Annotated in this window: 24 protein-coding genes; 11 read left to right on the top strand and 13 right to left on the bottom strand. The window is 68.9% G+C overall.

The features are described from left to right. Positions 1-9 precede the first annotated feature (9 nt). Complete coding sequence (locus ACXJJ3_RS22980; RefSeq protein WP_325042293.1) at positions 10-489, bottom strand: DUF6668 family protein; 480 nt, start codon at positions 487-489, stop codon at positions 10-12. A gap of 392 nt (positions 490-881) precedes the next feature. On the opposite strand from ACXJJ3_RS22980, the gene ACXJJ3_RS22975 reads away from it, so the two are divergent. Further along, a complete protein-coding gene (locus ACXJJ3_RS22975) occupies positions 882-2,297 on the top strand; it encodes a hypothetical protein (RefSeq protein ID WP_458163887.1) in 1,416 nt (471 codons plus the stop codon). Then, complete coding sequence (locus ACXJJ3_RS22970; protein ID WP_458163886.1) at positions 2,294-2,551, top strand: hypothetical protein; 258 nt, start codon at positions 2,294-2,296, stop codon at positions 2,549-2,551. The genes ACXJJ3_RS22975 and ACXJJ3_RS22970 overlap by 4 nt, the downstream gene beginning before the upstream one ends. Before the next feature lie 66 nt (positions 2,552-2,617). On the opposite strand, the gene rplI is transcribed toward ACXJJ3_RS22970, so the two are convergent. The 4 genes from rplI to rpsF all read right to left on the bottom strand — a co-directional run bounded on the left by rplI (position 2,618) and on the right by rpsF (position 4,371). Further along, a complete protein-coding gene (gene rplI / locus ACXJJ3_RS22965) occupies positions 2,618-3,064 on the bottom strand; it encodes a 50S ribosomal protein L9 (protein ID WP_458163885.1) in 447 nt (148 codons plus the stop codon). Positions 3,065-3,078: 14 nt separating this feature from the next. After that, entirely contained in the window at positions 3,079-3,312 is a 234-nt protein-coding gene (gene rpsR / locus ACXJJ3_RS22960) for a 30S ribosomal protein S18 (RefSeq protein ID WP_132320771.1), read from the bottom strand. Between the two features lie 76 nt (positions 3,313-3,388). Next, positions 3,389-3,988, bottom strand: coding sequence for a single-stranded DNA-binding protein (locus tag ACXJJ3_RS22955; RefSeq protein ID WP_458163884.1), 600 nt, complete (start codon positions 3,986-3,988; stop codon positions 3,389-3,391). 92 nt (positions 3,989-4,080) lie between these two features. Continuing rightward, a complete protein-coding gene (gene rpsF, locus ACXJJ3_RS22950) occupies positions 4,081-4,371 on the bottom strand; it encodes a 30S ribosomal protein S6 (RefSeq protein ID WP_130386399.1) in 291 nt (96 codons plus the stop codon). A gap of 261 nt (positions 4,372-4,632) precedes the next feature. Between rpsF and ACXJJ3_RS22945 the strand changes: the two genes are divergently transcribed. Next, a complete protein-coding gene (locus ACXJJ3_RS22945) occupies positions 4,633-5,862 on the top strand; it encodes a hypothetical protein (protein WP_458163883.1) in 1,230 nt (409 codons plus the stop codon). Between the two features lie 6 nt (positions 5,863-5,868). Here ACXJJ3_RS22945 and ACXJJ3_RS22940 read toward each other — a convergent pair whose 3' ends face one another. Then, on the bottom strand, positions 5,869-6,990 hold the full coding sequence (locus ACXJJ3_RS22940) for an MFS transporter (protein WP_458163882.1): 1,122 nt from the start codon (positions 6,988-6,990) through the stop codon (positions 5,869-5,871). A gap of 94 nt (positions 6,991-7,084) precedes the next feature. Here ACXJJ3_RS22940 and ACXJJ3_RS22935 point away from each other — a divergent pair, with 94 nt between their 5' ends. Beyond that, complete coding sequence (locus ACXJJ3_RS22935; protein WP_458163881.1) at positions 7,085-7,585, top strand: Lrp/AsnC family transcriptional regulator; 501 nt, start codon at positions 7,085-7,087, stop codon at positions 7,583-7,585. A gap of 30 nt (positions 7,586-7,615) precedes the next feature. Continuing rightward, positions 7,616-8,419, top strand: coding sequence for a deoxyribonuclease IV (locus tag ACXJJ3_RS22930; RefSeq protein ID WP_458163880.1), 804 nt, complete (start codon positions 7,616-7,618; stop codon positions 8,417-8,419). Here ACXJJ3_RS22930 and ACXJJ3_RS22925 read toward each other — a convergent pair. Next, positions 8,412-8,933 carry a hypothetical protein gene (locus tag ACXJJ3_RS22925; protein WP_458163879.1) on the bottom strand — a complete coding sequence of 174 codons (522 nt, stop codon included), beginning with the start codon at positions 8,931-8,933 and terminating at the stop codon, positions 8,412-8,414. The genes ACXJJ3_RS22930 and ACXJJ3_RS22925 overlap by 8 nt on opposite strands. A 28-nt stretch (positions 8,934-8,961) precedes the next feature. On the opposite strand from ACXJJ3_RS22925, the gene ACXJJ3_RS22920 reads away from it, so the two are divergent. After that, positions 8,962-9,492 carry an NUDIX domain-containing protein gene (locus ACXJJ3_RS22920; RefSeq protein WP_458163878.1) on the top strand — a complete coding sequence of 177 codons (531 nt, stop codon included), beginning with the start codon at positions 8,962-8,964 and terminating at the stop codon, positions 9,490-9,492. Here the strand turns inward: ACXJJ3_RS22920 and ACXJJ3_RS22915 are convergent. The 3 genes from ACXJJ3_RS22915 to ACXJJ3_RS22905 are packed head-to-tail and all read right to left on the bottom strand — an operon-like array spanning position 9,461 to position 11,987. Beyond that, the gene (locus tag ACXJJ3_RS22915) at positions 9,461-10,669 is read right to left on the bottom strand and encodes an MFS transporter (RefSeq protein WP_458163877.1); all 1,209 of its coding nucleotides are present in this window, start codon (positions 10,667-10,669) and stop codon (positions 9,461-9,463) included. The genes ACXJJ3_RS22920 and ACXJJ3_RS22915 overlap by 32 nt on opposite strands. A 41-nt stretch (positions 10,670-10,710) precedes the next feature. Then, complete coding sequence (locus ACXJJ3_RS22910; RefSeq protein ID WP_458163876.1) at positions 10,711-11,424, bottom strand: SDR family NAD(P)-dependent oxidoreductase; 714 nt, start codon at positions 11,422-11,424, stop codon at positions 10,711-10,713. After that, positions 11,421-11,987 carry a TetR/AcrR family transcriptional regulator gene (locus ACXJJ3_RS22905; protein ID WP_458163875.1) on the bottom strand — a complete coding sequence of 189 codons (567 nt, stop codon included), beginning with the start codon at positions 11,985-11,987 and terminating at the stop codon, positions 11,421-11,423. Before ACXJJ3_RS22905 ends, ACXJJ3_RS22910 begins: the two co-directional genes overlap by 4 nt. A gap of 112 nt (positions 11,988-12,099) precedes the next feature. Between ACXJJ3_RS22905 and ACXJJ3_RS22900 the strand changes: the two genes are divergently transcribed. The 4 genes from ACXJJ3_RS22900 to ACXJJ3_RS22885 are packed head-to-tail and all read left to right on the top strand — an operon-like array spanning position 12,100 to position 15,959. Further along, on the top strand, positions 12,100-13,011 hold the full coding sequence (locus tag ACXJJ3_RS22900) for an SDR family NAD(P)-dependent oxidoreductase (protein WP_458163874.1): 912 nt from the start codon (positions 12,100-12,102) through the stop codon (positions 13,009-13,011). Positions 13,012-13,065: 54 nt separating this feature from the next. Beyond that, positions 13,066-14,196: a lipid II:glycine glycyltransferase FemX gene (locus ACXJJ3_RS22895; protein ID WP_458163873.1), complete on the top strand. Its 1,131-nt coding sequence runs from the start codon at positions 13,066-13,068 to the stop codon at positions 14,194-14,196. A gap of 4 nt (positions 14,197-14,200) precedes the next feature. After that, positions 14,201-15,202: an alanine racemase gene (locus tag ACXJJ3_RS22890; protein ID WP_458163872.1), complete on the top strand. Its 1,002-nt coding sequence runs from the start codon at positions 14,201-14,203 to the stop codon at positions 15,200-15,202. Positions 15,203-15,236: 34 nt separating this feature from the next. After that, the gene (locus tag ACXJJ3_RS22885; RefSeq protein ID WP_458163871.1) at positions 15,237-15,959 is read left to right on the top strand and encodes a methyltransferase domain-containing protein; all 723 of its coding nucleotides are present in this window, start codon (positions 15,237-15,239) and stop codon (positions 15,957-15,959) included. On the opposite strand, the gene ACXJJ3_RS22880 is transcribed toward ACXJJ3_RS22885, so the two are convergent. Continuing rightward, positions 15,949-17,103, bottom strand: coding sequence for an NAD-dependent epimerase/dehydratase family protein (locus ACXJJ3_RS22880; RefSeq protein WP_458163870.1), 1,155 nt, complete (start codon positions 17,101-17,103; stop codon positions 15,949-15,951). The two genes, ACXJJ3_RS22885 and ACXJJ3_RS22880, sit on opposite strands and share 11 nt — an antisense overlap. Positions 17,104-17,259: 156 nt before the next feature. On the opposite strand from ACXJJ3_RS22880, the gene ACXJJ3_RS22875 reads away from it, so the two are divergent. Beyond that, the gene (locus tag ACXJJ3_RS22875; protein ID WP_458163869.1) at positions 17,260-17,721 is read left to right on the top strand and encodes a GtrA family protein; all 462 of its coding nucleotides are present in this window, start codon (positions 17,260-17,262) and stop codon (positions 17,719-17,721) included. Here the strand turns inward: ACXJJ3_RS22875 and ACXJJ3_RS22870 are convergent. Then, complete coding sequence (locus ACXJJ3_RS22870; RefSeq protein ID WP_458163868.1) at positions 17,633-19,858, bottom strand: glycosyltransferase; 2,226 nt, start codon at positions 19,856-19,858, stop codon at positions 17,633-17,635. The two genes, ACXJJ3_RS22875 and ACXJJ3_RS22870, sit on opposite strands and share 89 nt — an antisense overlap. After that, positions 19,855-20,754, bottom strand: a complete 900-nt coding sequence (locus ACXJJ3_RS22865) for an NAD-dependent epimerase/dehydratase family protein (RefSeq protein WP_458163867.1) — start codon at positions 20,752-20,754, stop codon at positions 19,855-19,857. Before ACXJJ3_RS22865 ends, ACXJJ3_RS22870 begins: the two co-directional genes overlap by 4 nt. Positions 20,755-20,786: the final 32 nt, after the last annotated feature.

Below are 20,786 nucleotides of genomic sequence, written 5' to 3'. Positions count from 1 at the left end.
TCTTACCTTTCAGTACGGGGCGGGGTAGTCCGCTGGGTTTGACGCGCGAAGTGCGTAGATGGATTCAAGTACTTCGAAAACCTCGTCGGGGGTGTTGTCAGGCGTGGGAGCCTCCCCTCGACGCCACTCCTCGATCCACGGAATGTCCCAGACCCTCGGGACACCTCCGCCGACGATGTCGGCGAAGTCGTCGAGCACTCGGGGCAGCCGGCCCGGGGCGTCCGCGATCAGCACCAGGCCGAGTACGGCGACGCCCTGCACGACTCCCGAGGCCCACTCGATCGCGGCTCGCTGCGCGGCGCGCAGACCGGACCCGTGGGTCCGGGCGACCAGGATCACCGGTGTGGGCACCGGCGGTGGCGGGATCGGCCAACGGTGGTTGGCCGCCCGGGTCCCCGGAAGCAGCACGGACATCGTCGTCTCGCCGGCGCCACCGTGCACACCGACCCACCACAACGTGTCCGCCGCCGGAATCGCGAACTTGGGCAAGCGCTGATCCTCCGCGGGCGCCGGCACCCCGTGCTGCGGGGCGGACGGCCCTCGCGGGGTGATGTCCGGCTGAGGTCCTGGAGCCGCTGACGCCTGCTGTTGTGGACCCGGAGACTGCTCTCGTGTCCACGGGTTCTGCGTCATGGCCCCTCCTCTCGCGTTCCGTCACAGGCAGTCGCCCACCGTATTCTCTCGCTTTCCGGGTGTACTTTCATGACCCATCCACAGGCGAGGATGTTTCTACCCCCTTGTCGGGGTCAGTCGAGCCGCCGGGCCCGCGTGGTTTCTGCGTGCCCGGAATCCCTGGCATGCCTCGTGCGGGGGACATGCTAGAACGAGGACGTCGGAACCGGATGAACGAGGGAGACCTGTGGCGGGAATGAGAGGTCATCGTGGCTGAGAAGATCCCTTCGTGGCCGAAGGTCACGATTCGGCTCTACGACGACCACAACGCCGAGGTGAAGATCGCGGGTCGTAGTCATCCGCTCAACAACTCCGATCCCCGGCAGGCCGCGATCCAGTTGGTCGCCGAGCGAGCGGCGCAGTTGGGGCGCCCGGTCAAGGCGACCGCGGTCGAGGCCGACGGCGCCTCCTGGCCGCTGGTCATCCACCCGGACGGTCAGGTCGATGCGATCGACACCGACAACCGCCGGAACAAGAAGTCGGTGTGGCCGATCTTCGTGGCCATGGGTGTGGCTTTCGTACTCATCCTCGGCACTGTGCTCTACCTGTCCGTCTTCAGCAAGCTCGGCCACGACAAGCCGGTGGTCACCGAGTCGCCGAAGCTCCCGGTGCTGCCCGGTCCGAACGTCAGGGCGGACAATTACCCGCCCCGGACCCAGCCGCCGGGCTGGTCGACGCACGCGAGCTGGACGGTGGACATGGCGCCGAACAGTACGCCGGCGATCAAGCCGGACGGTACCGAGGTCGCCATCCTGACAACGGACCAGAAGGTCGCGGTCTTCAGCAGCGCCGGCAAGCTGCTGTGGCAGGACAAGGTCACCAAGGACGCGCTCAGCCCGGTCTACACGACCGTCGATTCCAAGCTGGTACTCGCGGTCGCGACGCCGGACACCTTGTCGTACTGGGCCGGCAACGGCGCGCTGCCGACGAAGCTCGAGCTGCCGGACGGCGCCAAGGTCACGTACTTCGGCAAGTCTCCGCTGATCATGCTGAGCAGCGACGCGGGCTCGATGGTGGTGTCGGGCGGCAAGCTCGTCGGCTCGCCGGAAGGGCTGCGGTTCTCCACGCCACTGCTCGCCGAGGGCGACCGGACGCTGCACGCCCTGTCCAACGGCCCGCTCGACTGGTCGCAGCCGGGCAAGGACCTCGTAACGATCAACCCGGCGCCGCCGAAGGGCGTCCCGTCGGGGAACCTCAAGGAAGTCGTGACCGCCAGCGCCGACTACACGCTGGTGCTGTGGACGGACCCGAAGCAGCCGGACCGAACGATCCCGGTCGTGCATTCGACGGCGAGCGGGAAGATTGTCGCGATCTGCCCGAGCGCCTCGTCCACCGATCCCGACCACTGGGCCTGGGTCCCGGACGTGCAGCACAGGTTCGCGGCCTGGGGCGAGTGCATGATCAACCTGACCGCGGGCAAGACCACGTCGATCAAGGACTTCCAGCCCTTGTCGATCAGCGGCGGCTACGTCTACGGCACGATCGCGACGAAGCTGTACGCCGCGTCGGCGCTCGGCAAGACCTACCTGATGCCGACCGGCATGACCCGGCCGTGGGGCATCGCCGGCAACCACGCGATCCTCGTGTACGGCTCCGTCCTCTACGCGCTGGACCCGTCGAAATGAGTCGGTTCGGGCGCCGGGCGGCGCGGTTCACGGCTGCGGTGCTGGCGGCAACGATGGTGCTGCCGGCCGGGCGTGCGCTCGCCGACAACGAGGAGCCGACGCCGACCGCCTGGCCGACGGTCACCGTCGTCGAGCAGGGCAGCGCGGCCGAACCGCAGCCGGTGGACTGGCCGTCCCCGCCGTCGTCCGACTCGGTCAAGGGCGAAGCGACCGAGCCTCAACCCACCGACTGGCCGAGTCCACAACAGAACTGAATCGCCCGCACAAGGCAAAGGCCCGCACCCCCAACGGGGATGCGGGCCTTCGTTGTGCTGCGGCTGTCAGCCGGCTGCGACCTCGAGGCGGACCGTGGCGGCCACGTCGGGGTGCAGTTGGACGGCTACCTGGTGCTTGCCGGTGGTCTTGATCGGCGAGGCGATCGCGATCGCCCGCTTCTCGACCAGGGGGCCGCCGGCGGCCTTGATCGCGCCGGCGATGTCGGCCGGGGTGACCGAGCCGAACAGGCGACCGGTGTCACCCGCCTTGACCGCCAGCTTGACGGCAAGCTGCTCGAGCTGGTTCTTGACCTCGCTCGCGTGCTCCTTGCCCTGGATCGCCCGGGCGTCGCGCGCCCGCTTGATCGTCTGGATCTGCTTCTCCGCACCGCGGGTCCAGCCGATGGCCAGGCCGCGCGGGACGAGGTAGTTCCGGCCGTAGCCGTCCTTGACCTCGACGATGTCGCCGGGGGCTCCGAGGCCCTCGACCTCCTGAGACAGGATGAGCTTCATGGTCCGCGCCTCCCTCAGCGAGCCGTGCTCGTGTACGGCAGCAGCGCCACCTCACGAGCGTTCTTGATAGCGGTGGCCACGTCGCGCTGGTGCTGCACGCAGTTCCCGGTCACCCGGCGGGCGCGGATCTTGCCGCGGTCCGAGATGAACTTCCGCAGCAGCGCGGTGTCCTTGTAATCGACGTACGTCGCCTTGTCCTTGCAGAAGCCGCAGACCTTCTTCTTCGGCTTCCGAACGATCTTGGCCATTGTGGTGCTCTCTTCCTATTTCCAGAGCCCGGCAGGACTGCCGGAATGGTCACTGACTAGTGGTGTTGCGGGCCGATCAGAACGGAGGCTCCTCCATCGAGCCGCCGCCCTGGCTGGCCCAGGGGTCGTTCTGCTGGGCGGACTGACCGCCGCCCTGCGGGGTTGCCCAGGGGTCGTTCTGGGGGGCGCCGCCCCCCTGGTTGCCACCTTGGTTGCCGCCGTAGCCGCCGCCTTGGTTGCCGCCACCCTGGTAGCCACCGCCACCCTGGTTGCCGCCACCGCCGAAGCCGCCGCCACCGCCGCCGTCGGAGCGCGAGGTCTTGGAGATCTTCAGCGTCGCATACCGCATGCTGGCGCCGATCTCCTCGACATCGCACTCGAACACGGTGCGCTTGTTCCCGTCGCGGTCGTCGTAGCTGCGCGCCTTCAGGCGCCCGGTCACGACGACCCGGGATCCGCGGGTGAGTGACTCGGCAACGTTCTCGGCGACCTGCCGCCACACCGAACACGAGATGAAGAGGGTTTCCCCGTCCTTCCACTCGTTGCTCTGCCGGTCCAGCGTCCGCGGGGTCGACGCGACGGTGAAATTCGCCACCGCGGCGCCCGAGGGCGTGAAGCGCAGTTCCGGGTCACCCGTGAGGTTTCCGATCAGGGTGATGGGTGGTTCGCCTGCCATTGCCGTTCCTCCTGCTATCGGGTGTGGCTGTGTCTACAGCTATTGGTATCGGCTGGAGCCGACAGTACCGATGGCTGCTGACGACCCCAGGGTCAGTGCTGGTCCGGCCGGATGACCTTGGTGCGCAGGATCGACTCGTTCAGCGTGAGCTGACGGTCGAGCTCCTTCACCACCGCCGGCTCGGCGGTCAGGTCGACGACGGCATAAATGCCTTCGGACTTCTTCTTGACGTCATAAGCGAGCTTGCGACGACCCCAGATGTCGAGCTTCTCGACCGTGCCACCTTCCTTGCGGACGATGTTCAGGTACTGGTCGATGGACGGCTCCACGGTGCGCTCATCGAGCTCCGGGTCGAGGATCACCATGACTTCGTAACGACGCATGCGCGAACTCCACCTCCTTCGGACTTGGCGGCCACGGTCTCTCCGTGGCAGGAGGGCGATGCGGGTGCGCTCCGCGCCGGCACTTGCCACCGGCGCCAAGCAATGAGCCCGGTCGATGGACCGGGCCACACCAAAAAGAGTACCAGCGTTCGGACGGCCACTTGACCATATCCACAGGCCTGATGCCTCCAAGCTGCCAACGCCTGGCCGGACGCGGCCAGCCCCTCCCGCCGGGGCTGCCGGGTCGCCACCGTCGGGGGCATGACGATCGTGTTTCCCGCTACGGACCTCGCCGAGTTGGAGCAGTTGTACTGCCACCTGCCCGCGCTGATCGACTTCTCCATCGCGGCCGCGGACCTGCACGGGCACAGGTTCTTCGAGGACCTCGCGGCCGATCTGCTCCCCGACAGGAGCCGAGACGGGTACGAGGCCGTACTGCGCGAGGTTGTGGATAACCTCGTTGTCCACAGGCATCCCCGCCGCACCGTGGACGGCCGCATCGTCCTGGATTACCTCGATCCGAGCCCCCGGATCGCCGCCACGCTCGGCCTGCTGCGCGCGGAGCTCGACGCCGTGGCCGCCGCGGACCGGAGGGCCCTCCGCACGCTGGTCGAACACGAACTCGTCCACATCCGGCTCGCCGAGCAGTACGGCGTCCCCGAGACGATCGCGGCCATCGACGCGCACGGCTCCGAAGATCTGCTCGAGTCGCTACGGTCCGTGACGGTCGACCGGATCCACCGCGCCGCGAACGCACGCGCCGACTTCGAGTCGCTGGCCGCGCCCGGCTGGATCGCCTGGGACATACCGGACACCGCCGTACCGGTGCAGCGCCACCGCGCCCACGCCGAGCTGCTGTACGTCGAATCCGGCGCCGAGAGCGAGGCCCAACGCCGAGCCCGCCTGGCCAAGCACGACCAGCGCGTCAAGCAGGAACTGGAACGCCTCCGGACGAAGGCTCTGAAGCAGGCAGGTCCGGAGCTGCAGCCTCACCTCAAAGAGGCACTGCAGCGAATCGAACGAAGCGAAGGCCGGACCGCCCAGGAGCTGCGCCGACAGCTCGAGCAGATGACCGAGAAGGGCCCGAACCGCGCGGGCGCAGGCAGCGTCGGGCGGCTGATCAACACGGCCAACCGACTCTTCCGGGACAAGCCGAACGGCATCGACCTCGTCCAGAAGGTGATCGCGTACGGCCGCGAACTGGAGTCGACGTGGAAGGGATTCGGCGGCAGCTACACGGATCCGAAACCGGCCAAGGCTCCGCAGATCGCGGACGACTGGTTCGAGCGCGCGCAACGGGAGATGGCGGAGCAAACCCGCATCAGGCAGGAGACGAACATGCGGGTCATCAGGGAGCAGCAGGGAATCTCCATCGGAGTGGAGTTTCCGCCGCGCGACCAAGCGGGACCATCGTCGGAGCGGAGCCCGAGAGCAAGAGAGCCGCGGGAGCGGGACGCGCGAGGCATCGAGCGCGGTGGGCGCGGCGACTGACTGCAGTCACTTTACGTCAGCAAATCTCACCGTCCGTTCGCGAAGCACCAGGACCAGTAGCGGTACGGCGAGGGTGAGTGAGAGTGCTGCCAGGACGGGGAAGCCGCCCAGCGTGAACAGCCAAGGGGACGTGGCCGTGGCCAGGGCGGACACCGTCCAGATCGAGGACTCCACGCGGCTCTCCAGCGTGGCTGATCCGAGCTGGGCGCTGCCGCCGAGGTAGCAGAGGTTCCACGCGTACCCGAGCAGGAACAGTGACGGCGTGAACACCATGCCCGTACGGGTGACCAGTACGGCGGCTACGAGCAGTCCTGCTAGCCCGGCGAGCATCACTACGCGCGGCCCGGAGCGGTCGATCCACCAGCCGGTTAGCGGCGACAGCGCGAACATCCCCAGGGTGTGGACAGACAGCATCACGCCGAGCACGCCCAGCCCGTCGTGGTGCAGGTGGGCGTGGACGGGGACGGCCGTCATCACCGACACCATCACGAGCTGCCCGACGACCATGACGCCGGCGGCCAGGAGCACAGGCCGCCCGCTGGTCGCCGTACGGACCTGTGGCTCGTCTGCGGCGTCCGTACGTCGGATGTACGTCGAGGCGACCAGCGCTGCGAAGACTGCGGCCAGCGCGAGTAGGAACGGTCCGGCGAGCTCGGGCAGGCCCAGGGTGGACGCGGCGGACTGGGAGGGCGCCATGAGGAACGGCCCGCCCGCAGCGCCGAGTGTGCTCGCCCAGACGACAGTGCTCATCGCCCGCGCCCGTTTGGCGGCCGGAGCGAGGTCTGCCGCCGCGTAGCGGGACAGGAGGCTGGCCGCGTTGCCTGCGCCCAGTAGGAACATCCCCACGAACAGGAGCGCGATCGGCGCACCTACAGCGGCCAGTACGGTGCCCGCAGCGCCGGCCACGCCCACGGCGTACCCAAAGCGGAGCGCCTGAGCCCGGCTGAGCCGTGAGGTCCAACGGCCGATCAGTACGGCGCCCACGGCAGTCCCGAGCACGCCCGCGGTGTTAGGGAGCCCGGCCAATGCCGGACCGAGGTCGTCGGCGATCACGATCGCGCTGACCGCGCTAGCAGCGACCATTGCCGCGTTCATCAGGGCGGCGGCGAGAACGACGGGAGTCAGCATGCCCACAACGCTAGAAAGGTGGAGCCGCCCGCAGAATACCCGAAGAAAGGCGTCCAGGCTTGCACACCATCGATTTCGAAGGTGTTCTGAAGAGATGACCTTTCAGGAGCGAGAACTTGACTCCATCGACTGGCAGATCCTCGCCGCACTGCAGTCCGACGGCCGCCTGTCCTTCAACCAGCTCGGCAAGCGCGTCAACCTCTCCCCGCCCGCAGTGGCCGACCGGGTACGCCGCTTGGAAGAGGCGGGCGTGATCACCGGGTACCACGCCGAGGTCGACCCCGCCCGCGCCGGCCAGCCGCTGTCGGCGTTCGTCCAGATGCGCTGCACCACCGGCCGCTGCCTGCTCAAGACCACCCGCGCCGAGGACTTCCCCGAAGTCCTCGAGATCCACAAGCTCAGCGGCAACTCCTGCTCGATGCTCCGCGTCCGCGTCACCTCGATGCAACACCTCGAAGGCCTCTTCGAACGCCTCGGCGAACACGGCGAGATGAACACCCACATCGTCTTGTCCACAGAGTTCGAAGGCCGCCCCGTCCAGCCCCCCGCCCCCGGCCAACGCCAGGTCACCCGCTCGGCCGGCTGGGGTTCGTGAACTGTCGGTGGGCGGTTCTAGGGTGTGGGTATGACTGTGAAGCTCGGTGCGCATGTGGACCAGGAGGATCCGTTGGCGGAGGCCGCGGATCGTGGGGCCGATCTGGTGCAGTTCTTCCTGGGGAATCCGCAGGACTACAAGGCGCCGAAGCTTGCGTACGCCGACGGTGAGGACGCGCTCAAGGAGCGGGCGTCCGCGGCAGGCGTCGATCTGTACGTGCATGCGCCGTACCGGTTGAACGTCGCGAACACGAACAACCGGATCCGGATCCCGAGCCGGAAGCTGTTGCAGCAGACGCTGGACAAGGCCGCCGAGATCGACGTCAAGGGCGTGATCGTGCACGGCGGGCACGTCGGCGACGAGGACGACCCGGAGGCCGGGTTCGACAACTGGCGCAAGTGCATCGAGCGGGCCGACCTGCCGGTGCCGTTGCTGATCGAGAACACGGCCGGCGGGGAGAACGCGATGGCCCGGCAGTTGGAGCGCATCGAGCGGCTCTGGGAGGCGGTGCAGGCGTCCGGCAACGACCGGCTGGAGAACGTCGGGTTCTGCCTGGACACGTGCCACTTCCATGCGGCCGGCGAGGAGCTGCCGACGATCGTCGAGCGGGTGCTGGCGATCACCGGGCGGATCGACCTGGTGCACGCGAACGGGTCCCGCGACGAGTTCGGCTCCGGCGCGGACCGGCACAGCAACTTCGAGGACGGGCACATCGACCCGGCCGACATCGTCGCGGTCGTGCAGGCCGCCGGCGCCCCGGTCGTCGTCGAGACGCCGAACGCGGACAACGGCCAGAAGGCCGACCTCGACTACCTCCGGTCACACCTCACGTAGTCGCGTCCGAGTCGGCCGGCGGCTTGGCCCGGTCCAGGCCGTACATCCAGTACGTCAACGCCCACGGCAGCAGGAGCGCCACGGCAGCCTTGTGGCTGGTCGGGATCAGCAGGCCGAAGACGACCGCGATGACGATCAGCAGAGTGCTGACCTGGAACAGGTCGAACCGGCTCAGCAGGCGGGTGCGCAGGGTGGCTCGGCCGAGCGCGCAGGCGAAGTACCCGACAAGGAGGGCGGCCACCGACAGGTAGGTCAGCACCACGCTGAACCAGCCGACCGGGCCGAAGGACTTGGTCGACTGGACGATGTCGGAGAGCAGGAAGGCCGCCGCGAGCACGGTGAGCCAGGCGCACGTCCACAGGAACGTGCGGACCGTCCGGCGAGCTTTCTCCTCCGGGGTCAGCTCCGGCTCTTTCGACTCCGCCGACTCGGTCGACGCAGCCGTCTCCTCCGACTCGACCTGCCCGTTCTGCTCCGCTGCGGGTGGGCGGGGCTCGGGGTCTGACTGCGCCATGGCAGCGACGGTAGCGCAGAATGAGGTTATGCAGCCCTGGGCGGAGCGGTTCCCTGACCTGTTCGCGCCGGGGTACTGGGAGTGGGGCGAGCTGGACGTCCGGTACACGGTGGAGCAGCCGCCGGACGAGTTGATCAGCAACGTGCACGTGGTCTGCCGGACCGCCGACGGGGTTGTTGTCTGTGCCAACGATCTCGGCTGGCGTTTCCTGCCCGGCGGGACCCGGGAACCGGGCGAGACGATCGAGCAGCTCGTCGAGCGGGAGCTGCTCGAGGAGGCCGGCGCGCGGCTCACCGGACCGCTCACCTGGCTCGGCGCACACCGGGCCGACCACCGGCGCCCGGCGCCGTACCGTCCGCATCTGCCGCACCCGGTGTCGTACTGGGCGAACTACGTCGCGGACGTGGTGATCGAGCAGCCGCCGACGAACCCCGCGGACGGCGAACAGGTCACCGACGTACTGGTGCTGCCGCCGGAGGCCGCTGCCGAGTACCTCGACGGTCAGGTGGAAGAGGTCGGTTCGGTCGTCAGGCTGGCTCAGGCAATGCAGCTGGTTTAGCCGACTTCCACGGCAGCAGTACGGCGCTCAGCGTGCAGCAGATACCCGCGACCCAGAGCGCGCCCCGCATCCCGACCACCGTCGCGAGCACCCCGCCGAGCGCGATGAACGCCGGCTGCACGCACCGCGAGCTGATCGACCACGATCCGACGACGCGCGCCATGTACCCGTCCTCGGTGACCTCCATCCGGTACGTCGCGAACGACGGGTTGAACGCCCCCGCCCCGACGAGCAACGCCGTCTCGGCGACCGTGAGTACGACGAAGCCGCCCCACCCGTGCGGCGCCAGCGGAAACAGCAGCAGCCACGGTGCCCGCAGTACGCCGAAGACGAGCAGCATCCAGTGCAGGCCGTACCGTTTCGTCAGCCGTGGCGCCATCCGCGCGCCGACGATCCCGCCGATGCACGAAACGCCCAGCATCACGCCGTAGCTCCACGGCGCGAGGCCGAGGTCGCGCAGCATGAAGACGGCCAGCAACGGCGACGTCATCATCACCGGACCGCCGAAGAGCATCGCGTTCCAGAACAGGGCGTGCAGGCTGCGACGCTCGAAGATGTACCGCCAGCCGGCCGTGATGTCGCGCTTGCCCTCGCGCTTCACCGGCTCCGGCTCGGGCTGCTGGATCCGCCGGATGCCGAGCGCCGACCCGAGGAACGACACCGCGTCGACGGCGAGCGTCATGGTCGCGCCGACCAGGCTGACCAGCGCACCGCCGAGCGCCGGACCGATGCTCAGCGAGACCCAGTTCGTCTGCTCGAACCGGCTGTTCGCCTCGGCCCGCCCCGCCGCCGGAACCAAGGCCTTCAGATGCGCCCCGCTCGCCGCCTGGAACGCGATCGTCCCCGCCGCCTGCAGCACGCCCGCGACACACAGGTGCACATATGTCAGTACGCCGAACGCGGCCGCGACCGGCACCGACGCCAGCGCCACGAACCGCACCAGGTCCGACGCGATCATCACCGGCCGCTTGTGCCGCTGCTCGATGAAGTCGCCCATCGGCAACGCGAGCGCCGCCCCGGCGAGCGCGGACAACGCGGCGAGCATCGAGACCTGGAAGGTGGTGGAGTCGAGCGCGAGCACGGCGACGAGCGGCAACGCCCCGAGCCCGACCGCCGATCCGAACGCACTGACCGTGAACGCAACCCACAACCGCCGGAAGTCTCGACCCAAAGACATCCCGCGATCGTAGGACCAGCCACGGACAGAATCCGGATCGGTCAGCGGAGGTTGAGGCCGCCGTCGAGGAGGATCACCTCGCCGGTGAGGTAAGAGTTGTGGACAACCGCGGAGATCAGGTCCGCGACGTCGGCGGGCTGGGCGGCGCGGCGCATCGGGCTCGAGGTTTTCCACAGGTGCTGGGCTTCGGTCCACGACTCGGTCAGCGGGGTGTCGACGAGGCCCGGGGCGACCGCGTTCACGCGGACGTCGGGGCCGAGTGCCGCGGCGAGGAGTTTGGTCACGTGGTTCAGGGCGGCTTTCGAGGCGGCGTACGCGATCGAGCTGCCCTTCGGGCGAACGCCCGCGTGGCTGGTCACGTTCACGATGCAACCGCCTGTCTCGCGGAGTGCGGGCAGGGCCGCCGTACAGAGGAGCCAGGGGGCGATCAGGTTCACGTCGAGCAGCTGGCGCCAGTCGGAGGCGGTGAGCGCGTCGAGGTCCGCGTGCGGGACGGGCCAGCTGATGCCGGCGTTGTTCACGAGTACGTCGATCCGCCCGTGCGCGGCGAGCACGTCCGGTACGAGCGCCGCGGCCGCGGTGTCGTCGGAGAGGTCGGCCTGGTGGTACGACCCGCCGAGCTCCGCGGCCAGCTTCTCGCCGGCGTCACGGGTCGACCGGGAGTGCACCGCGACGGTCATCCCGTCCGCGGCGAACCGCCGTACGGTCGCCTCGCCGATCCCCGACGTCGACCCGGTCACCAGGGCGACCTTCACGCGCCGTACCGGAGTCCGTCGAGGAGGAGGTTGAGGAGGCGGTCGGCCTGCTCGCGACGCCCGCCCGCGGCCAGCCCGACACCGCTAAGGCTCAGCAGTACGTCGTCAGCGGTCACGTCGGACCGCAGCTCGCCGGCGGCAACACCTGCCTCGAGCAGCGGCGTGATCGCGCCGACCAGCAGGTCGCGGCTGTGGGCGTACGGGTCGGCACCGGAGGCGATCACGGCGCGCAGCGCGTCGGCCATGCCGAGCTTGCGGGACATGTAGTCGATGAACCGGTCCATCCAAGCCCGCAGCGCCTCGGCGGGCGGGAGCGTGCCGAGCAGTTCGGTGGCCGCGTCACACACGGCCGCGAGCTCGCTGCGGTACGCCGCCTCGATCAGGGCCTCCCGGGTAGGGAAGTGCCGGTAGAGGGTTCCGATCCCGACGCCGGCGTCCTTTGCGATGCCCTCGAGGGTCGCCTCCAGCCCGCATTTCGTGAACGCCTGAGACGCCGCGGTCAGGATCTGACCACGGTTGCGCTGGGCGTCCGCCCGCAGCGGGCGCTCGCTCGTACTGCCCATGTCCCCTCCCCTCCGGAACTCCACAACCTAGCCGAACTTGATATTCGGAGGCTCCTCCGGTTAACTCGGGATACCGGAGGCTCCTCCGGTTAACAGCATAGGACGGACTCCAATGAGCAGACTCACCACACGTTTCGGGTACGAGTCGACCGCGGCCGAGGTGATCGCCGGGGTCGATCTGACCGGCCGCCGCGCGGTCGTCACCGGCGGCGGGTCCGGGATCGGGGTCGAGACCGTCCGGGCACTCGCCAGGGCCGGGGCCGAGGTGACCCTGGCCGTCCGGAACACCGCCGCCGGCGAGCGCGTCGCCGGGCAGATCATCGAGGACACCGGCAACAACCACGTCTTCGTCGCGCCGATCGAACTCGCCGACCCGGCCTCGGTGCATGCGTTCGCGCAGGGCTGGGCCGGCCCGCTGCACATCCTGGTGAACAACGCCGGGGTGATGGCGGAGCCGCTGAACCGGACGCCGGAAGGCTGGGAGCACCAGTTCGCCACCAACCACCTCGGGCACTTCGGTCTCGCCCTCGGCCTGCACGACGCGCTCGCGGCGGCCGGCGACGCACGGGTCGTCTCGGTCAGTTCGAGCGCGCACCTGCGGTCGGGCGTGGACTTCGACGATCTGCACTTCGAGCACCGGGAGTACCAGCCGTGGCTGGCGTACGGGCAGTCGAAGACCGCGAACATCCTGTTCGCCGTCGAGGGCGCCAAGCGGTGGGCCACGGACGGGATCGTCGTGAACGCGCTGATGCCCGGCGGCATCCGGACCGCCCTGCAGCGGCACGTCTCGGCGGAGGTGCAGCAGGACTGGGACCAGTACCGCTGGAAGACCGCCGAGCAGGGCGCGGCGACGTCCGTACTGCTGGCCGCCTCGCCGCTGGTCCAGGGCGTGACGGGCCGGTACTTCGAGGACAACAACGAGGCGCTGCCCAATGTCGCGGGCGAGAACACCGGCGTCGCGGCGTACGCGCTCGATCCGGAGTCGGCCACTCGGTTGTGGGAGCTCTCCGAGAAGCTCGTTTGATCAGACACCGGCTCAGCTACGGTTCCCGCGGCTGGGCCGGTAGCCTGACCCACCGTGAGTGACTTGAGCATCCGGACCATCTCGTCCGACGAGCACGCCGCGTACATCGCGGCGCAGCCGGCGGCGAGCTTCCTGCAGACGCCCGGCTGGGCCGCGGTGAAGAGCGAATGGAAGGCAGAGTCACTCGGCTGGTACGAACCGGGCACACCCGGCCAGCTGGTCGGCGCCGGGCTGGTGCTCTACCGGCAGATGCCGAAGGTCAAGCGGTACCTCGCGTACCTCCCGGAGGGCCCGGTCGTCGACTGGGACGCGATCGACCTCGGCAGCTACCTGCGCCCGCTGGCCGCACACCTGGCCGAGCGCGGCGCGTTCGGGATCCGGATGGGTCCGCCGGTCGCGACCCGGCGGTGGAGCGCGCAGACGATCAAGGACGCGATCGCCGGCGGGCAGCAGCCGCGGCTCGGCGACGTCCGCCCGGACGTGATCGAGCCGTCCGGCGCGACCGTCGCGGACAAGCTCCGCAAGCTCGGCTGGAAGCCGCCGCGCATCGCGGAGGGGTTCGCGGCCGGGCAGCCGCAGTACGTCTTCCAGGTGCCATTGGCCGGCCGCACCGAGGACGACCTGCTGAAGGGCATGAACCAGCTCTGGCGGCGCAACATCAAGAAGGCGACCAAGCTCGGCGTCGAGGTGACGCAGGGCGGGCCCGAGGACATCAAGGCGTTCCACGCGCTGTACGTCGAGACCGCGCACCGCGACCACTTCACGCCGCGCCCGCTGCCGTACTTCGAGAAGATGTACGCCGCGATGGCCAACCAGCCGGCCGATTGCTGTGACTTCCGGATCTACAACGCCCATCACGAGGGCGACCTGGTCGCATCGACGATCTGGGTCCGGGTCGGCGGTCATTCCTGGTACTCCTACGGTGCCAGCTCGACCGCCAAGCGGGACGTGCGCGGATCGAACGCGATCCAGTGGCGCATGATGACGGACGCACTCGCGGCGGGCGCGTCCGTGTACGACCTACGGGGCATCACCGACACCTTGGACCCGAACGACCCGCACGTCGGGCTGATCCAGTTCAAGACCGGTACCGGCGGCGAGGCCGTCGAGTACGTCGGTGAGTGGGACCTGCCGTTGAACAAGGCGCTCTACACCGCATTCGACCTCTACATGAGACGGCGTTGACACCATGCCCCTAGTCCTGCACGTCGATTCCGATCGATGGCGTGATCACCTGCGTTCCACGTGGAACCCCGACATCGTCCCGGTCGCCAAGGGCAACGGGTACGGGTTCGGCAACCATCGGCTGTTCGCGGAGGCGCGCGCGCTCGGCGCCCGGACGGTCGCGGTCGGCACGTACTTCGAGGTTCCCGCGGACCCACGCGAGGACGTCGTGGTGCTGTCGCCGTGGCGGCCGTTCCTGGAGATGCCGCAGAGCCAGAACGTGATCCACACGGTCAGCCGCCTCGCCGACCTGGTCTCGATCCCGGCCGGCAGCCGGGTGCTGATCGAGGTGATGACCTCGATGCGCCGGCACGGCATCGGCGCCCGCGAACTGCGGCACACGATGCTGCTGAACGCGCTCGACCGGATCCGGTTCGAGGGCTGGTCGCTGCACTTCCCGATGGGCGCCGGCGGTACGTCGGCGAACCTCCGCGAGGCGCAGCAACTGGCCAAGGCCGCGCTCGACGTACGGAAGAACACCTTGTGGGTGTCGCATGTGCCGGCGCAGAAGCTGGCCGACATCGGCGACGACGTGAAGCTCCGGATGGGGACCGGACTGTGGCTCGGCGACCGCGGCGCGCTCTCGGTGAAGGCGACCGTGCTCGACGTGCACTCGGTCCGGCGCGGCGAGCGGGTCGGGTACCGGCAGCGCCGGGTCAGCGGCGACGGGCACATCTTGATCGTCTCCGGCGGTACGGCGCACGGCGTCGGGCTGGAGGCGCCGACCGGCGCGGCGACCGTCCGGCAGCGGGCGATCGCGATGGCCAAGGGCGGCCTGGACGCGGCCGGGATGGCGTTGTCGCCGTTCAGCATCGAGGGCAAGCAGCGGTGGTTCGCGGAGCCGCCGCACATGCAGGCCAGCATGCTGTTCCTGCCCGCCGCGGTGGCGCCGCCGGCGGTCGGCGACGAGGTCGACCTCGACGTCCGGCACACGATCACGACGTACGACAAGGTGTCGATGGATTGACTTCAGGTCCACCTGAGGTTGCAGCGTGGACCGTATGAGCTTTCTGGATCGGATCGAGGAGCGGCCCGGTGCGGCCGAGTTGCGCGCGGCGTCGTACCGGATGCTGGCGCTGAAGCGCGGGGCGACCTGCGTGGACGTCGCGTGCGGGACCGGGCATGCGGTCGCCGAGCTGGCCCGGAAGGGCCTCAAGGTGACCGGCGTCGACGCGGACCCGGACGCGATCGAGGCGGCCCGGGAGCGAGCACCCGGCGCAATGTTTCACGTGGCACATTCCGACGAGCTGCCGCTCGAGGACGCGTCGATGGACGGGTACCGCGCGCTGCGGCTGTTCCACCTGCTGGACGATCCACGGCCGACGATCGCCGAAGCCCGCCGGGTGCTGCACCGCGGCGGGCGGATCGTGGTCGGCGGCCAGGACTACGGGTTCTTCCTGATCGACAGCTCCGACCAGGACCTGACCGACGTGATCGGGCTCGGGCTGCAGTCCCGGACGGTCTCCCCGCGCGCCACCCGCACGCTGCGCGACGTACTCCTGGACACCGGGTTCCACGATGTCGAGGTCGCCGTACACACCGAGGTCGTCACCGACCACAAGCTGATGGCTCCGGAGCTCAAGGACGCGGCCGAGGCAGCTGTCGCGAAGGCACTGATCACGCAGGAGGACGCGGCCGGCTGGCTCGCGGAGCAGGCACGCCGAGGCCGTCGGGATCGCTTCCTGGCCGCGATCCCGACGCTGCTGGTGTCGGCTACTTCTTGAGCGGACCCTGCCAGCGAACCGTCGGCAGCAGCGCCGCCGGGTCCACGCGGTCCTTGTTGGCGGAGACGATGTCGAACATCGACTCGATCAGCGTCTCGGACAGCAGATGCGGCTGGAGGCCGAGGCCGACCAGGCCGGTGTGCTTGACGTTGTAGTAGTGCTCGGCCTGCTCGACGCGTGGGTTCTCCAGGTGCTCGACCTGGACCGGGCCGGGGAAGCACTCCGCGACCAGCTCGGCGAGCTGGGACACCGAGTAGCTCTCAGTCATCTGGTTGAAGACCCGGAACTCGCCCTTGTCGGCCGGGTTCTCCACCGCGAGCCGGATGCACTCGACGGTGTCCCGGATGTCCAGGAAGCCCCGCGTCTGGCCGCCGCCGCCGTACACCGTGAGCGGCTCGCCGAGGACGGCCTGGATCGCGAACCGGTTGAGCACCGTACCGAAGACGGCGTCGTAGTCGAACCGGGTCTGCAGCCGCGGGTCGCGCACCGTCTGCTCGGTCTGCTGACCGTAGACGACGCCCTGGTTCAGATCGGTGACCCGCATCCCCCAGATCCGGCAGCCGAACTCGAGGTTGTGCGAGTCGTGCACCTTGCTCAGGTGGTAGAACGAGCCCGGCTTCTTCGGGTAGAGCATCCGGTCCTTGCGGCCGTTGTGCTCGACCTCCAGCCAGCCTTCCTCGATGTCGATGTTCGGCGTCCCGTACTCGCCCATCGTGCCGAGCTTCACCAGGTGGATGTCCGGGTTGATCTCAGCGATCGCGTACATCAGGTTCAGCGTGCCGACCACGTTGTTGTGCTGCGTGTACACAGCGTGTTCGCGGTCGATCATCGAGTACGGCGCGGCCCGCTGCTCGGCGAAGTGCACGATCGCGTCCGGGTTGAACTCCTGCAGGACCCGGTAGACGAAGTCCGCGTCGAGCAGGTCGCCGACGTACGCCGGGATGGTCTTGCCGGAGACCTCCTCCCAGGCCTTGACCCGAGACTCGAGATCCTCGATCGGGACCAGGCTCTGGACGCCCAGCTCGCGGTCGTACCCGCGGCGGGCCATGTTGTCGAGCACAGCCGTGTCATGGCCGCGGTCGGAAAGGTGCAGAGCGGTCGGCCACCCTAGGTAGCCGTCACCGCCCAGGACGAGTACGCGCACGGTTCGGCCGCCTTCCGTCAGAAACCATCGTCAGGATCCTTCATATCCTGAGTACCCACTCCCGTAACGTGACAGGAGTCATCTATTCGCTGGCAATCGACTGAGAAATCGCGGCGGGCTGCCGCCGGCCGGTGCGGGGGTGCAGAATAGGCCCCGATGCGCGCTCTCACCAAGCTCCGGTCCCGCCGCGGCAGATGGTTGCTGTGGGCGAAGTACTCGGCGTCCTCCGTGGTCGCCACCGTGGTCAGCCAGGTCGCGTTCGCTCTGTGTTACTGGTTCGGTACGCCGGCCCTCGTCGCGACGCTGGTCGCCTGGCTCGCCGGCGCGATCCCGAACTACGTACTGAACCGCCGCTACACCTGGGGCCGCAGCGGCCAGAAGCTGCCGTACACACTGATCGTGATCGGCTCGGCCGTCTCCGCCGCGCTGGTCACCTCGCTGACCGACCACCTGGTCCGGGGGATCGACTCGCATGCGTGGAAGACACTCTTGGTGACCGGCTCGTATTTCGGGACCTACGCGGTGCTGTTCATCGTGAAGTTCGTACTGTTCGATCGGCTGGTGTTCGCCAAGCCCTCCGCCGCCCCCGCCGAAGCACGTACTCCCGTAGCCACGTAGTCGTCATCACCCGCCCGTAGTTCGCGCCGTACACGATCCCCGGGCCCTTCTTGCTGCTCCCGTCGCCGCGGCGGCGCATCGTCATCGGCAGCTCGACGACGCGGGCCCGCAGTGCGAGCGCACCCAGCAGCAGCTCGGACGACTGGTACTGCGGCTCACGCAACGTCACCGCGGTCGCGAGTTCGGCCCGCATCGCGCGGAACCCGAACGACGTGTCGGTCAGCTTCTTCCGGGTCAGGATCGACGCCAGTACGGCGAACACCCGGACGCCGACCCAGCGCAGCCGGCTGTCCGCGTCCTCGGCCCCGAGGCGGCGCGACCCGGTGACGAAGTCGGCCCGGTCGAGCAGGATCGGCTCGAGCAGTACCTCCAGCTCGTCGTTGTCGTACTGCCCGTCGGCGTCGGTCGTCACGACGTACTGCGCTCCGCCGGCGGCCGCCAGGTGATACCCGAGCCGGAGGGCGGCGCCCTGGCCGCGGTTCGCCGGGGCGACGCAGACGTACGCGCCGTGGTCTTTCGCGACGTCGGCCGTGTCGTCGGTGGCGCCGTCCACCACGACCAGGACGTCGACGGGCATGCCCGCGCAGGTCTTGGGCATGTTCGTCAGCACCGGGCCGAGTCCGGCGGCCTCGTTGTACGCGGCGATGACGACGACTACCGGGGCGAGCGCTACGTCGCCAAGGCCCTTGGCTGCTGCTGCGTCCACCGCGTCGGGGTACGGAGCCATCGCAGGGCGCGCCTGGTCCTTGCCGAGGATCGCCCGGAGGCCTATGGCCCCTGCCAAGGGGAAGAAGACTAGTCCTGGGAGCTGGTAGCGCCAGGAGAACTCGAACGCGGCAGAACCGAGCAGCAGCACTACACCGGCCGCTGCGGGCAGTAGAGCCGCAGAACGAAGCCCTGACGTCTTGGCACGCCCTACGCCCGCTACAGCTGCAAGAGCGATCAGAACGCACAGCCCGAGCAGTGCGCCCGAGGTGTACCCGCCATGCAGCTGGTAGCCGCGCAGGATGACCGCGGGCACGTGAGAGACGTGTGGCTCGGACCCTCCCCATTTCACGGCCGCCTTGGCGGTGTTGGGGTCCTTGAGGTTCGGATAGACCAGCTGGAACTGCCAACGGTCCAGCGGTACGTCGTCGGGCGACGTCGTACGCGTCGGCGCGAAACCCTTCGCGAAGTCCTTCAACGCCGCCCAGATCACGTCCAGCGGCTGGTGGATGATCACGAGGTGCGCGAACTCCGTCGCCAGCTCGCGCTTCGTCGTACCGGGCGGCAACGGGCCCGGCCAGTTCTTGTCGCCGTACCGGTCGTGGGCGTACTTGTCCACGCCCAGGCGCTGCCCGAGCGGCTCCTTCGGGCAGAACAACCGGGTGCCGTCGTTCAGCGGCAACTTGTCGCAGTTCGCGACCGTGGCGGTCCGCCCGTACAGGATCTCGTTCTCGGCGCCGGTGAAGCCCCAACGGCCGGTGTCGATCCGGAAGTACGCGCCGTACGCCACGAAGACCAGCGCGAACCCGGCGACGGCGGCAGCGGTACGCCGTACCAGGTCCGCGCGCCGTTTCCGCGAGGCTACGACCAGGTAGAGCACGACGGCGATCAACAGCACCATGCCGATCGCGCGGACGGTGAACGCGGCACCGACGAGTACGCCGACCACCGCGGCGCGACGCCAGCCCGGCACGCCCTTCGCGAGCAGCAGCCAGAGGATCGCCACCAGGATCACGTCGAACGTGGTCTCGGCCATGATGTTCTGCTCGATCTGCACCTGGTACGCATCGAGCAGGATCGGCGCGGCGGCGACCGCGGACAGCCAGCGGTACACCGTCAGCCGGCGGGCCAGCGCGTAGATCACCACGCCGAGCAGCAGGCCGACCAGGTGCTGGATGATCACGACCAGCTTGAGCCCGCCGAGCCACACCATCGGCCCGAGCACGAAGTCGTACCCGATCGGGTTCAGCTGGTCCGGGCTGAGCTTGCCCATGTTGGTCAGGTACTGCACCGAGTCCACGTAGACGATCGCCGGTGTGTAGCCGATCGTCGCGAGGATCCGCAGTACCAGACCCAGGGTCAGGAAGACGGCGAGCAGCCAGTGCGTCCGCAGCGCCTTCCGCAGCGACTTCCCGAGTGAACTGAGGGTCACTGGTTCTTGAAGTACTGCCACGTGCGGGCGAGTCCGTCCTCCAACGAGACCGTCGGCTCGTATCCGAGATCGTTGGCGATGTCCACGACCACAGCCGGCATCTCCCCCGCCGGCGCGTCGATGTGCTCGGCCGGCACCTTGCACCCGGTCACCGCGCGCACCGTCTCGATCATCTCCAGCACCGACACCGAACGCCCCGACCCGATGATCGCGCGCCCGTCGTACCGGCTGTCGAGCGCGAGCAGGATCCCGCTCACCACGTCGTCGATGAAGACCAGGTCCCGCCGCTGCTTCCCGTCGCCGTACACCCGCACGCCGCCGTCGCTCAACGCGGCCCGCATCATCCGCGGTACGAAGCTGTCCTTGTGCGACATGCCCGGCCCGTACACATTCGTGAACCGCAGCGCGGCGGTCGCCATCCCGTAGCTCCCCGAGTACGCCGACAGCAACATCTCGCACGCGGCCTTCGTCGCGCCGTACGGCGTCAACGGCCGCAGCGGAAGGTTCGCGGTGATGGTCGACGTACCGACATCACCCACCACCGCATTGGTCGACGCGAGCACGAACCGGTCCACCCCGCTGCCCCGCGACAACTCCAACAGCACCTGCGTAATCGTCACGTTCTGCGCGAACGTCTGCATCGGCGCATCCACCGACCGCAACACTGACGTCAACGCCGCGAGATGCACCACCGCGGTAGGCCGCGTCTCGAACGCCGCCACACACGTCTCCTGCTCCGCAAGATCCCCCGTCACCACGTGCACCCCCGCATCCCACGAGGCATCCGGCGGCTCCCGATCCACCGCAGTAACCGCCACATCCCGCTCCCGCAAAGCCGCCACCACGGCCCGCCCGATAAAGCCGGAAGCCCCGGTGACCAGCACACGCTCATCCATACCGCTCAACCTACCCGCGCCGGTCCACCCCC

The organism is Kribbella sp. WER1 (assembly GCF_054189145.1).
The sequence above is the reverse complement of the archived record's forward strand: the minus strand, read 5'-3'. Positions and strand labels throughout refer to the sequence as shown.